This window comes from Aeromonas sp. Marseille-Q7275, from assembly GCF_965119515.1.
On the sequence record NZ_CBCPLW010000007.1, the window covers coordinates 65,580 to 78,473 of the forward strand.

Consider the following 12,894-nt stretch of genomic DNA (forward strand, 5'->3'; position numbering starts at 1 on the left):
GCTGGCCCCGGCCGCCTTCTGTCGCCGATTTCGGAGGCCATTTTGTGCTTTCTTGTGGAAAATATCGCCGGCCGCGCCATTCTGCGCTTCAGTTCTGTGCGATTTGGCCGCTAACAACAACATGGAGTGCCGCGCACTTTTCGAGTAATCCTGTTCCTGACCCCACAAGAAGAAAGCACGATGAAAAACCTATCACTCAAGCAGAAGATACTGTTGTCTGTGGTGATCGCCCTCTCCCTGGTGATCCTGCTGCTCTCCTGGCAGAGCTACAGCAGCCAGAAGTCCCTGTTGCTGCAAGGCAGTCAGGAACAGGTACAGCGCCTCGGCAGCCAGCAGGCCGCCAGCGTCAGTGACTGGCTTGCCGCCCGTCGCGATGTGATCCAGGCCCTTGGCAACAAGGCCGGCCCCGACCCCCTCAACGCCCTGCAACAGGCCCAGGTGTCCGGCCGTTTCCAGCTCACCTATTTCGGTGAGGGCAGCGGCAAGATGAACGATTCGGATTCCTCCATCAACCGTGACGGCTATGATCCCCGCTCCCGTGGCTGGTATCAGGAAGCCATGGCCAAGGGCGGCATGATAGTGACCAAACCCTACCTGGACGTGGCCTACAACGTCATGGTGGTGACCCTGGCCCAGCCGGCCCAGGGCGGCGTGGTCGGCGGCGACCTCTCCATCGCCTCCCTGGTGGAGGATGTCACCAAGATGGCCCTGCCGGCGGACGGTGTCGCCATCCTGATGCACAAGGACGGCACCGTCATCGCCTATAAAGATGCGGCCAAGGCGATGAAGCCCGCCAGCGAGATCGACAATGATCTCTCCAATGCCCTGATCGAGCAGAGCAAGAGCAGCAACAGCCTGCTCCCCGTCTATTTTGACAACGAAGGGCGCGACAAGCTGCTGTGGGCGACAGACATCCCGAACACCGACTGGGAGCTGGTGCTGGTGCTGGACAAGGCCACCCTGGAGGCGCCGCTCTCCTCCCTGCTGATGACTCAGCTCGGCCTGGCCCTGTTGGTACTGGTGGGCAGCATCCTCGCCATCTCCTGGCTGGTCAGCCTGCTGCTGGGCCCGCTCGGCAAGGTTTCCCAGGCTCTGGCCCGCATCGCCGACGGTAACGGCGATCTGACCCAGCGCATCAAGATCGACGCCAACGACGAGGTGGGCCAGCTGGCCAACAGCTTCAATCGCTTCGTCGGCAGCCAGCACCAGCTGATCGGCAACATCCGCCAGCTCGCCAACGAGCTGAACGCCGATGCGGAGCGCAGCCTGGTGACCAACCAGGCCGCGGTGGAAGAGCTGCAGCGTCAGCAGCAGGAGGTGACCATGGTCGCCACCGCGGTCACCGAGATGGCGAGCGCCACCATGGAGATCGCCGGCAACGCCGAGAACACCGCCGCCGCCGCCCAGCAATCTGCCCAGAGCAGCGAGCAGGGCAAGATGCTGGTGAACCAGACTCGCCAGTCCATCAACAACCTGGCCGAGGAGGTGGGTCAGGCCACCGGCGTCATCGGCGAGCTGAGCCGCCACGCCCAGGCCATCTCCGGCATCCTCTCCACCATTCAGGGCATCGCCGAGCAGACCAACCTGCTGGCGCTGAACGCGGCCATCGAAGCGGCCCGTGCCGGTGAACAGGGTCGCGGTTTCGCCGTGGTGGCGGACGAGGTGCGGGTGCTGTCGCGCCGTACCCAGGACTCCACCCAGGAGATCCAGTCCACCATAGAGACCCTGCAGCAGACCACGGCCCGCGCGGTCAGCCTGATGCAGACCAGCCAGGGGCTGGCGGACAACAGCGTCAAGGACGCCGATGCCGCCGCCGCCGCGCTCGAAGAGATCACCCAGGCCGTCTCTCTCATCTCCGACATGGCGGGTCAGATCGCCACCGCCGCCGAGGAGCAGACCCAGGTGACCGGCGAGATCACCCAGAACACCACCGCCATCAAGGATGTGAGCGACGAGATCACCGCCGCCGCCATGCGGGATCTGGATCAGGCGCACCACCTCAAGGGACGTGCCACCAACCTGAACCAGCAGGTGTCGACCTTTATCCTGTAAGGCCGGGTCGGGAGGCGGCGCCATCCCGGCGCCCTCCCATATCAAAGCCCCGCACGAGAGTGCGGGGCTTTTTGTTGTCCGCCATCCGGCCCGCGTCTCGATGGGATGCGTCATGGGACGCCCCCAGACGCCATGGAGGAGCAAGGTGCGGGAGCCAGCAAGCAATGAGCCCACCAAAAGGTGGGCTCATTCATACGGAGTCTGGCGCAGGGCTTACAGGAAGGGCAGGGCCAGGAACAGCTTGATCACCACGGCGTTGATGATGTCGATGAAGAAGGCGCCCACCATGGGCACTACCAAGAACGCCAGGTGGGAGGGGCCGAAGCGCTGGGTGATGGCCTGCATGTTGGCGATGGCGGTGGGGGTGGCCCCCAGACCGAAGCCGCAGTGGCCCGCCGCCAGCACGGCCGCGTCATAGTTGCGGCCCATGACCCTGAAGGTGACGAAGATGGCGTAGAGCGCCATCGCCACCGTCTGGGCGGCCAGCAGGATGAAGATGGGCAGGGCCAGGCTGGCGAGATCCCACAGCTTCAGGCTCATCAGCGCCATGGCGAGGAAGAGCGACAGGCTGACGTTGCCGAGCAGGGAGACTTCCCGATCGCTCACCTCGTGCCAGTTCAGCAGGGTCAGCAGGTTGCGCAGCAGCACGCCGACGAAGAGCACGCAGACGAACACCGGCAGCTCCAGGGCACTGCCCTTGAGGTAGAGGGAGAGCATCTCCCCCCCCTTCAGGCTGATGGCGATCAGGGCCAGGGTCTCGATCACGCTGAAGGTGGTGAGGGGGCGCTCCATGTCAGGCATCTCGAAGCCTTGGGGGGCGCCATCACGGTTGTGCTCCTCGCCGGGCACCTGCACCTTCTTCACCAGGTAGCGGGCGACAGGCCCGCCGATCAGCCCCCCCAGCACCAGACCGAAGGTGGCGCAGGCGATGGCGAGCTCGGCGGCGGATTGCACGCCGTACTTCTCGGTGAAGATGGAGCCCCAGGCCGCGCCGGTACCGTGGCCGCCGGAGAGGGTGATGGAGCCGGCCAGCAGCCCCATGTGCGGGTCCAGACCCAGCAGGGTGGCGAGGCCGACCCCCAGGCTGTTTTGCACCAGCAGCAGGCCGGTGACCACCAGCAGGAAGGTGATCACCGCCTTGCCGCCGCGCTTGAGGCTGCCCAGATCCGCGGAGAGGCCGATGGAGGCGAAGAAGGCCAGCATCAGCGGGGTTTGCAGTGTGGTGTCAAATTGCAGTTCAAGTTGCATGGTGGAGCGCAGCAGCAGCAGCACCAGGGCGACCACCAGGCCGCCTGCCACCGGTTTGGGGATGTTGAAGGTACGCAGGGGGCCAATCCGGTTGACCAGCAGACGGCCGAGCAGCAGCACCAGGGTGGCGGCGACCAGGGTGGCGTAGGAATCAAGTTGTATCATGCGGTACTCCCATGTTGATCGGCTGTGTCTTTGGCGAGAAAGACTCACAGATTCAGCCGGGATAAAAACAGTGTGGCGCAGGCGCCAGTTCAAGAGGGGGCCACAGGCCCAGTCCCAGGCAAAAATGGGATCGATGCGAGCCCGATTTCATCAGGCATCCAGATGACATTCATGAAAAATCCGCCGGATAGTAGCAAAAATCACCGTTTATATCCATGTTCATCATATTAATGCTCAAAACAGTGCATTAACCTAGCATTTAACACTATGTCCTGGGTGTGCTCCGGCCCGCAACAATGACTGCTGTCATTTGCAGCGGCAGTCTCTATAATTCGCCAGTTTCCCGCCCATGAGCGGCACCGGAATAGGAAGTGAAGGAACCGGTTGAACCTTGAATTGTCTGCCGGTTGTCAGTCCAGAGAGAGGAGAGGGTGTGAAGAAGTCTATCTATATCGCCTACACGGGCGGCACCATAGGGATGCAGCGTTCCGACCACGGTTATGTGCCGATGGCGGGTTTCATGGAAGATTGTCTGGCCCGGATGCCCGAGTTCCACCGGCCCGAGATGCCGGATTATCATATCCACGAATATGCCCCCCTCATCGACTCCTCCGACATGACCCCGGCGGACTGGCAGCGCATCGCCGAGGACATTCGTGACAACTACGAGCAGTACGACGGCTTCGTGATCCTGCACGGCACCGACACCATGTCGTTCACCGCCTCGGCCCTCTCCTTCATGCTCGAAGATCTGCACAAGCCGGTCATCATCACCGGCTCCCAGATCCCGCTTGCCGAGCTGCGCTCCGACGGCCAGCAGAACCTGCTCAATGCCCTCTATATCGCGGCCAACTACCCGATCCACGAGGTCACGCTGTTCTTCAACAACCAGCTCTATCGCGGCAACCGCAGCAAGAAGGTGCACGCGGACGGCTTCCACGCCTTCGATTCACCGAACTACCCGCCGCTGCTCAATGCCGGCATCGCCATCTCCCTGGAAGCGGGGGAGCTGGGCGTGCCGTCCGAGCGTCCGCTGGTGCTGCACGACATCACCCCCCAGCCCATCGGCGTGGTGACCCTCTATCCGGGCATCTCGGCGGAGGTGATCGCCAACATACTGCAGCAACCGGTGCGGGCGCTGATCCTGCTCTCCTTCGGGGTGGGCAATGCGCCCCAGAACCCGGCCATGCTGGCGCTGCTCTCCGAGGCGTCGGCCCGGGGCGTCATCATAGTCAACCTGAGCCAGTGCCTGCACGGCAAGGTCAACATGGGGGGCTATGCCACCGGCAACGCCCTCTCCCGGGCCGGGGTCATCTCGGGCTTCGACATGACGGCCGAGGCGGCGCTGACCAAGCTGCACTTCCTGCTGAGCCAGGATCTGCCCGCCCCGCGCATCCGCGAGCTGATGCAGCAGTCCCTGCGGGGTGAGCTGACCCCCTGAGAAACTGCCCACGATCTTACTGCGAAGCCGTGATCAAGGCTCATGTGCTGCTCGGAATCCTCACGTATATCTATACGCTCCGGTTCCTGCGCTGCTCTTCACCTTGCTGACGCCTTCTCGCGACAGGTCGTGAACAGCTTCTAACCTCCCCACCATGGGGGAGAGTGGAAAAAGAGGGGAGCCATGATGGCTCCCCTCTTTAGTTGTGGCGGGCGGGTCAGGCTCAGTGGCTGAGATCGATACGCACTATCTCTTCCTCATCGCGATACTGGCGCTTGAGCTCGCTCTTGCTCTTCATCACGATCTCGCCGTCGCGGCCTATGTTCATGTGCTCGGGATCGGCAAGGTGCATCGCCTGCCAGGCCATCACGGCCTGCAGCGAGGTGGCCTTCTGCTCCTCGGTGAGGGGCTGGCCGTCCGGCCACTTGCCCAGCTCGACCGCGGTCTTGAGCCGCTCGTACACTTCCTTGGGCATCTGCCCTATCACTTGTTGAAACGACATCGGCCTCTCCTTGCAAATTGAGCCATGAAGGGATCAGGTGGGCAGATCCTGGCGGACTATGCCGGTAGATCCTGACGGACTACGCCGGCCATCTGCTCCATCACCCGCACTACCTGACAACTGTACCCGAACTCGTTGTCATACCACACATACAGCACGCAGTGATCCCCCTCGGCGATGGTGGCCTGGGAGTCCACTATGCCCGCGAAGCGGGAACCCACCATGTCGGAGGAGACCAGCTCGGTGCTGGCGCTGAAGTCGATCTGGCGGTGCAGGGCCGAGCTCAGGGCCATCTGCTGCAGATAGGCGTTGAGGCTATCCCGGTCGGTGGCCTGCTCCAGCGACAGGTTGATGATGGCCAGCGACACATTGGGGGTGGGCACCCGGATGGCGTTGCCGGTCAGCTTGCCCTTGAGCTCGGGCAGCGCCTTGGCCACCGCCTTGGCGGCGCCCGTGCTGGTCATCACCATGTTGAGGGCCGCGCTGCGACCGCGCCGCTCCCCCTTGTGATAGTTGTCGATCAGGTTCTGATCGTTGGTGTAGGAGTGCACCGTCTCCACGTGACCGTGGCGGATGCCGTACTTGTCCTGCATCACCTTGAGCACAGGGGTGATGGCGTTGGTGGTGCAGGAGGCGGCGGAGATGATCTTGTCATCCGGGCCTATTACTTCGTGGTTGACCCCGAACACCACGTTCTTCATCTCCCCCTTGCCGGGGGCGGTCAGCAGCACCCGGGCGGCGCCGCGCGCCTTGAGGTGCTCGGACAGACCCGCCTCGTCACGCCAGACCCCGGTGTTGTCGACGATCAGCGCATTGTCGATACCATGGGCGGTGTAGTCGATGTCGGCCGGGCTGTTTGCGTAGATCACCTGGATGAAGGTGCCGTTGGCGATGATGGCGCTGCGCTCGTTATCCACCTCGATGGAGCCGTTGAAGGGGCCGTGCACCGAGTCGCGGCGCAGCAGGCTGGCACGCTTCTCCAGATCCCCCTCGCGGCCGCCACGCACGACGATGGCGCGCAGGCGCAGGGAGTTGGCGGCGCCGGTGCGCTCGATCAGCAGCCGGGCCAGCAGGCGGCCGATGCGGCCAAAGCCGTAGAGCACCACGTCGGTCGGTGCCGGCACGCTGCCCCGGTTCAGGGCCGGGGCCAGCTTGGCGCGCAGGTAGTCGTCTATGCCGGCTTCATCCTGGTGATCCTGCCAGTAGCCCACCGCCAGCTTGCCGAGGTCCACTTCGGCGGCGGTCGGGTTCAGGGCGACCATGGCCTGGAGCAGGGGGAAGCTTTGCTGGATGGGGAGGGGAGTGCCCTGGTGGCGGCGAACGACCCGATGGGCCTTGAGGATGTCGATGGTGGAGGCGTTCTGCAGGGGGCGCCCGTAGACGGTGATTTCTATCCCTTGCTGGCGGTAGAGGCGACCAATCAAGGGCTGCATGGCTTCGGCGAGCTCCTGGCTCTCCTGCCACGCCTGCAAGTAGTGCTCGTGGGTCATTAACCAGATCCTTTATTTCACGTTGTTGAAGCAAGTTGCCTGGGCAAATTGAAATTCGTCGAATGCAGATCAGTGTAGGGCTGACGGTTTCGTTATATTATTCTGCAGTCGCGGCCTTATACGGCGCGCGCATTGTAATGGATATGTAGCCTGTTTGCTAGTTGGCGGTGGCCAGGGCGGGTTGCGATTGTTACCAACCAGATGTGAACCATGACCCTATTCTCACAGCGTCCGTTACTGCTCCCTCTCGCCTGTTGTCTGACGCTGATGGCCTGCGATGACGACAGGATCCACAACATTTGCTCCCAATATCCCGCCCTGTGCGCGGACCTGGTGGACGACGGCTGGTGTCGCCATGAGCGCAGCGATGTCATCCGCGCCCGCTACTACCTCCAGGAGGAGGGGACGGACAGGCAGAGGTACGAGCTGATGCGCGGCCTGGAGCGTTACCTGCAGTGCGCCGAACACTCCACCAACATCGAATACAAGCGGGCCCGGGAGCAGAAGAGCCCCAGGGTGGAGGGCATGCTGGCCGCCGGCACTCAGCTGGAGCAGCTGGATGCGCAGACCCGTGGCTCCCAGGATCCCTATCTGCTGCTCTGGCACTGGACCAACAACACCAATCCCGCGGCCCGTGCCAGCTTCCTGGCGCTGGAAGGCACCCCCGCCCTCGAGGAGCCTGAGTTGCAGCTGGCCCTGGGGGGCATCTATGCCAAGAGCGAGCCCCAAAAGGCCATCGCCCTGATGCATCATGCCCTCTCCCTCTATGGGGAAGGGGACAAGGTCAACAGCCGGATCCTCACCGCCCTCAGCACCCTCTACATGGGGCAGAAGGCGTTTGATCAGGCCTATCTGTGGGGCAAGGTGAGCGAGTCATTCCAGGAGAGTCCCGAGGTCTCGTCCACCCGTCTCGGGATCTACCACGCCATCGGCAAGGCGCAGCAGGAGAGGCTGGACGAGCAGGCCGCCACCATAGTCGACGCGCTCAGAGCCGGGAGCTACCAGGCCCCATGATACCGCTGCCATCCGGCGCCCCCGAGTGGGCCCATGCCTTCGACATCCGCCTCGTCCATGGTCAGGTGCCCTGCGAGGGGCGGGTGCTCGAGCGGACCACGGTCAGGGCCGTGGTGATGCGCGGGGATGAACTGCTGCTGGTGCATTCTCGCGTCAACGGGGATCTCATGTTCCCCGGGGGCGGCATAGAGGCGGGGGAGTGTCACCATACGGCCCTGGCCCGGGAGCTGCGGGAGGAGTGCGGCGCCGAGCTGGTGGCCGTAGGCCTGCGGCTCGGGCAGACCCGGGAGTTTCGCGCCGCCCGCGAGGCCGACTACGACGCCTACTGCATCCGCTCCTTCTACTACCTCTGCCAGGTGGGGGAAGCCTGGAGCGAGCCGCGCCCCCAGCCTTACGAGATACGTCTTGGCTTCACCCCGGGCTGGTTCGCACTGGAAGAGGCCCTGCAGACCAACAAGACCCAGCTGGCCGGTCCCTGCCCCCAGTGGACGGTGCGGGAGACGAGGGTGCTGGCCGAGCTGCAGCACTGGGTGGATGCGGGCCTGCTGGGCTGACCGCCATGGAGTGCTGAGGATAAAAAAACCGCCATTCGGCGGTTTTTTTATTGTCGCTGCCGGATCAGGGCACGCAGACCGGGCAGAAGGCGTAGGTGCCTTGCGGGTCATTGAAGCGGGTCAGCGGGTCCAGGCTGCGGTTCATCTCCACCAGCGCCTTGCCCAACCCTGCGGGCAGCCAGCTTTGCAGGTGCGGGGCCAGCGCCTGGGCGCTGCTGTCAAACAGCTCGCGCAGGAACTTGTCCCTTGCCGACTCTTCCGGCGCTATGGGGGTGACCTGCCAGCTCTTGAGGTTGGCAAGCTCGGCGGCGGCCTTGAGGGCGTCGTCCAGGTTGCCGAACTCGTCCACCAGCCCCAGCTCCTTGGCATCCTGACCGGTCCAGACCCGGCCTTCGGCGGCTTTCTCCGCCTCTTCCGGGCTCAGGCCCCGGCCCTTGCCGACCAGACCGACGAAGCGCTGATAGGTGTCTTCCACGCTCAGCTGGATGGCTTGACCGACATGTTCCGGCAGGGCCCGGGTCAGCCCGATCCCCACGAAGTCCGTGGTGCCGACGCCGTCGGTGTGCACTCCGTACTGGGAGAGCGCCTTGTCGATGGTGGCGAACATGCCGAACACCCCGATGGAGCCGGTGAGTGTGGTGGGGGAGGCGAAGATCTTGTCCGCATCGGCGGAGATCCAGTAACCCCCGGAGGCGGCGTAGCTGCCCATGGAGATGACCACCGGCTTGCCCGCCTGTTTCAGGGCCAGCAGCTCGGCGCGGATCTGCTCGGCGGCGAAGGCGCTGCCCCCCGGGCTGTCGACGCGCAGTACCACGGCTTTCACCTGATCGTCGCGGCGGGCCTCGGCCAGCAGATCGGAGAGGCTGTCACCGCCTATGGTGCCGGCCGGCTGGATCCCGTCCATGATGGCGCCGCTGGCGGTGATGAGGCCCACCTCATCCTTGCCGCTCTGGGGGTATTGCTCGGGGATGGCGGCCAGATACTCTTTCAGGCCGACCCCTTTCCAGCCGTGATCCTCGCTCTCGCCCACCTCCTTGATGACCGCCTGGGTCATCTCGTCCCGGGTGGCGAGCTGATCCACCAGACCGTTGTCGAGGGCGTAGCTGGCGGCATTGCCACCGGCCTTGCGCAGCAGTTCGAGGAAGTGATCCTTGTTCGGTGCGACCGCATCGGGCTCTATCTCCCGCTGCTCGGCCACGTCGGTGACATAGGATTGCCACAGCTGATCCAGCCAGCGCTGGTTCGCCTCCTTGCTCTCGGGGGACATCTCGTCACGGGTATAGGGCTCGACGAAGGATTTGTAGGTGCCGACCTTGAACACATGGGGGGTGACGTTGAGCTTCTCCAGCGCCGACTTGAAGTAGGTCTGGTAGACCCCAAGGCCTTCGATCAGCACGGCGCCGCTCTGGTTGAGCAGCACGTGATCGGCATGGGCGGCGAGCAGGTAGGCGCCCTGGCTGTAGTAGTCGGCCATGGCGATGACCGGCTTGCCGCTCTCCTTGAATGCGTCTATGGCGCTCGTCACCTCCTGCAGCTTGGAGAGGCTGGCCCCCTGCAGTCCCTGGGGCTTGATCACCAGCGCCTTGATGCGATCGTCATCCTTGGCACTCTTGATGGCCCACAGCAGGTCGGAGAGGACGATTTCGCTCGGCTGATCGTCGCTCTTCTCCATCTGCCGCAGCAGTTGCACCGTCGGATCGGTCTGGGTGCGTTGCTCCACCAGCACGCCGGCGAGATTGAGGGTGAGGGCGCCCTCTATGGGGGTGCCGGGTGTCTCGCTCTGGTTGAGGCTGAAGGCGATGACCAGCACGACGATGAGAAACAGCAGATTGACCAGCATCAAGCGGGTAAAGTTGAGCAGACGCCAGAGGCTGCGAAACAGCCACCCCAGACCTTTGAAAATAGACATAGCCGTGCTAACGCCCTGTTAATGGGTAGAGAAGGGCATTATTAACCAGTTGACCCGCCAATTGCCATTTTCCCTTGGCCGCGATCGCTCCCCCTGGCTTCGGGACACGGCTGTTCGCTGAAAAATTGTCCAAACATTTGTTTGAAAAAGAATTTTCGATTCTTTACTCTAGCCTCAGTTTGATAACAAAAAATTAACTGGAGGCCCTGTGAGCCGCTACCCCACCCTGCTGATCCCCCGCTCTCCTCTCTTGCGTCACCATGTGCTCGCGGCACCCTGCGCGTCTGCCTCGAAAAGGAGTTCATCATGAGCCTGTACCCAACGCTGCTGACTCCCCTGGATCTCGGCTTTACCCAGCTCAAGAGCCGGGTCTTGCATATGGACTCCTGCGTGCTGGCCTCGAAAAGGAGTTCATCATGAGTCTTTATCCAACCTTGCTGACTCCCCTGGATCTCGGCTTTACCCAGCTCAAGAACCGGGTATTGATGGGCTCCATGCATACCGGTCTCGAGGAGGAGAAGGGGGGCTTTGACAAGCTGGCCGCCTTCTACGCCGAGCGCGCCCGCGGCGGTGTCGCCCTCATCGTCACCGGCGGCATAGCCCCCAACCTGCGGGGGCGCCTGGTGCCCCATGGCTCGCAGCTCAGCTTCCCCTGGCAGGTGGCCAAGCACAAGAAGGTGACCGGCGCCGTGCATCAGGAGGGGGGCAAGATAGCACTGCAGATCCTCCATGCCGGTCGCTATGCCTATCATCCATTTAGCTTGGCACCGAGCGCCATCCGGGCTCCCATCTCTCCGTTCAAGCCGCGGGCCATGAGCGAGCGGCAGATCCGCGGCACCATCAGGGATTTTGCCTCGACTGCGGCACTGGCCAAGGCGGCGGGCTATGACGGGGTCGAGGTGATGGGGTCGGAAGGCTATCTCATCAACCAGTTCATCTGCGAGCGCACCAACCAGCGCAGCGACGGCTGGGGCGGCAGCAGCGAAAACCGCATGCGTTTCCCGCTGGAAATCGTGCGGGCCATTCGCGAGCGGGTCGGCAGTGACTTCATCATCATCTTCCGGCTCTCAATGCTGGATCTGGTGGAGAAGGGCTCCTCCCTGGAGGAGGTGATAGCGCTCGGGAAGGCGCTGGAGCAAGCCGGGGTGAGCCTCATCAACACCGGCATCGGCTGGCACGAGGCGCGCATCCCCACCATAGCCACCAGCGTGCCGCGCGGTGCCTTCAGCTGGGTGACCGCCGAGCTGAAAAAGCACCTCACAGTGCCGCTTATCACCACCAACCGCATCAACACCCCCGAGGTGGCCGAGCGCATATTGGCTACAGGCGAAGCGGATATGGTCTCCATGGCGCGCCCCTTCCTGGCCGACCCCGAGTTCGTCATCAAGGCCGCCGAGAACCGGGCGGACGAGATCAACACCTGCATCGCCTGCAACCAGGCCTGCCTGGATCACGTGTTCAAGCAGAAGCGTGCCTCCTGCCTGGTCAATCCCAGGGCCTGTTTCGAGACCGAGCTGACGTTTGGCCGGGTGCCCCAGCCCAAGAAGCTGGCGGTGGTGGGGGCCGGGCCGGCCGGGCTGGCATTCGCCTGCTACGCCGCCGAGCGCGGCCATCAGGTGAGCCTGTTCGATCAGGCGCCGACCATAGGCGGCCAGTTCAACTTCGCCAAGCAGATCCCGGGCAAGGAGGAGTTTCACGAGACCCTGCGCTACTTTGCCAGGCGGCTGGAGAAGTGCGGCGTCGAGCTCTATCTCGGCCAGCGCCAGAGTGCCGAGAGCCTGCTTGGCGGTGGTTTTGACGAGGTGATCCTCGCCACCGGCATACGTCCTCGCACCCCCAACATTCCCGGCATCGATCACCCCAAGGTGCTGAGCTACCTCGACGTGCTGCGCGATGGCAAGCCGGTGGGCAACAAGGTGGCGGTGATCGGGGCCGGCGGCATCGGCTTCGACGTGGCCGAATTTCTGGTGGAGAAAAAGTCGGAGGGGAGCGCGGATCATCATCGCGATCACTGGCTCAGGGAGTGGGGCATCGACAAGAGCCTCGGCGAGCGCGGCGGTCTGATGACGCCTGTGATCGACGCGCCCGAGCGCCAGATCTGGCTGCTCCAGCGCAAGGAGAGCAAGGTGGGGGATGGCCTCGGCAAGACCACAGGCTGGATCCACCGCACCGTATTGAAGAACCGCAAGGTGCAGATGCTCTCCGGCGTGCAGTACCTGCGCATTGACGACGAGGGGCTGCACATCCAGGTGGGGGAAGCCAGACAGTGCCTGCCGGTGGATCAGGTGATCATCTGCGCCGGACAGGAGCCCCTGCGGGAGCTGCAGGCCGGCCTGCAGGCGGCGGGCAAGCCGGTGCACATCATAGGCGGTGCCGACGTGGCGGCGGAGCTGGACGCCAAGCGCGCCATCCGCCAGGGGGCCGAGCTGGCGTCCGTCATCTGAGCCGGCTCATCGCGTAGGAAAGGGACCCATGGGTCCCTTTTTTTATGGCTCACCCCGGCCCGGGCAGTTTCACCG

The 12,894-nt window shown here is 63.7% G+C and carries 9 protein-coding genes; 5 read left to right on the forward strand and 4 right to left on the reverse strand.

Annotated features, from left to right (window positions below; genetic code table 11):
* Positions 1 to 180: 180 nt before the first annotated feature.
* A complete protein-coding gene (locus ACWPWQ_RS08610; protein ID WP_454009568.1) occupies positions 181 to 2,052 on the forward strand; it encodes a methyl-accepting chemotaxis protein in 1,872 nt (623 codons plus the stop codon).
* A 213-nt stretch (positions 2,053 to 2,265) separates the two neighbouring features.
* On the opposite strand, the gene gltS is transcribed toward ACWPWQ_RS08610, so the two are convergent.
* On the reverse strand, positions 2,266 to 3,465 hold the full coding sequence (gene gltS, locus ACWPWQ_RS08615; RefSeq protein ID WP_005326527.1) for a sodium/glutamate symporter: 1,200 nt from the start codon (positions 3,463 to 3,465) through the stop codon (positions 2,266 to 2,268).
* A gap of 433 nt (positions 3,466 to 3,898) precedes the next feature.
* Here gltS and ansA point away from each other — a divergent pair, with 433 nt between their 5' ends.
* Positions 3,899 to 4,906, forward strand: a complete 1,008-nt coding sequence (ansA, locus tag ACWPWQ_RS08620; RefSeq protein ID WP_042648756.1) for an asparaginase — start codon at positions 3,899 to 3,901, stop codon at positions 4,904 to 4,906.
* A gap of 223 nt (positions 4,907 to 5,129) precedes the next feature.
* Here ansA and ACWPWQ_RS08625 read toward each other — a convergent pair whose 3' ends face one another.
* Positions 5,130 to 5,408, reverse strand: a complete 279-nt coding sequence (locus ACWPWQ_RS08625; RefSeq protein ID WP_025326001.1) for a YeaC family protein — start codon at positions 5,406 to 5,408, stop codon at positions 5,130 to 5,132.
* Positions 5,409 to 5,464: 56 nt separating this feature from the next.
* Complete coding sequence (locus tag ACWPWQ_RS08630; protein ID WP_454009569.1) at positions 5,465 to 6,898, reverse strand: glyceraldehyde-3-phosphate dehydrogenase; 1,434 nt, start codon at positions 6,896 to 6,898, stop codon at positions 5,465 to 5,467.
* Positions 6,899 to 7,108: 210 nt separating this feature from the next.
* Here ACWPWQ_RS08630 and ACWPWQ_RS08635 point away from each other — a divergent pair, with 210 nt between their 5' ends.
* Both ACWPWQ_RS08635 and ACWPWQ_RS08640 read left to right on the forward strand, forming a co-directional pair.
* Positions 7,109 to 7,912, forward strand: a complete 804-nt coding sequence (locus ACWPWQ_RS08635) for a DUF2989 domain-containing protein (RefSeq protein ID WP_025326003.1) — start codon at positions 7,109 to 7,111, stop codon at positions 7,910 to 7,912.
* Positions 7,909 to 8,466 carry an NUDIX domain-containing protein gene (locus ACWPWQ_RS08640; protein ID WP_025326004.1) on the forward strand — a complete coding sequence of 186 codons (558 nt, stop codon included), beginning with the start codon at positions 7,909 to 7,911 and terminating at the stop codon, positions 8,464 to 8,466. Before ACWPWQ_RS08635 ends, ACWPWQ_RS08640 begins: the two co-directional genes overlap by 4 nt.
* 64 nt (positions 8,467 to 8,530) lie before the next feature.
* Here ACWPWQ_RS08640 and sppA read toward each other — a convergent pair whose 3' ends face one another.
* Positions 8,531 to 10,375, reverse strand: a complete 1,845-nt coding sequence (sppA, locus tag ACWPWQ_RS08645) for a signal peptide peptidase SppA (protein WP_429108870.1) — start codon at positions 10,373 to 10,375, stop codon at positions 8,531 to 8,533.
* 416 nt (positions 10,376 to 10,791) lie between these two features.
* Between sppA and ACWPWQ_RS08650 the strand changes: the two genes are divergently transcribed.
* On the forward strand, positions 10,792 to 12,819 hold the full coding sequence (locus tag ACWPWQ_RS08650) for an oxidoreductase (RefSeq protein WP_454009570.1): 2,028 nt from the start codon (positions 10,792 to 10,794) through the stop codon (positions 12,817 to 12,819).
* Positions 12,820 to 12,894 lie beyond the last annotated feature (75 nt).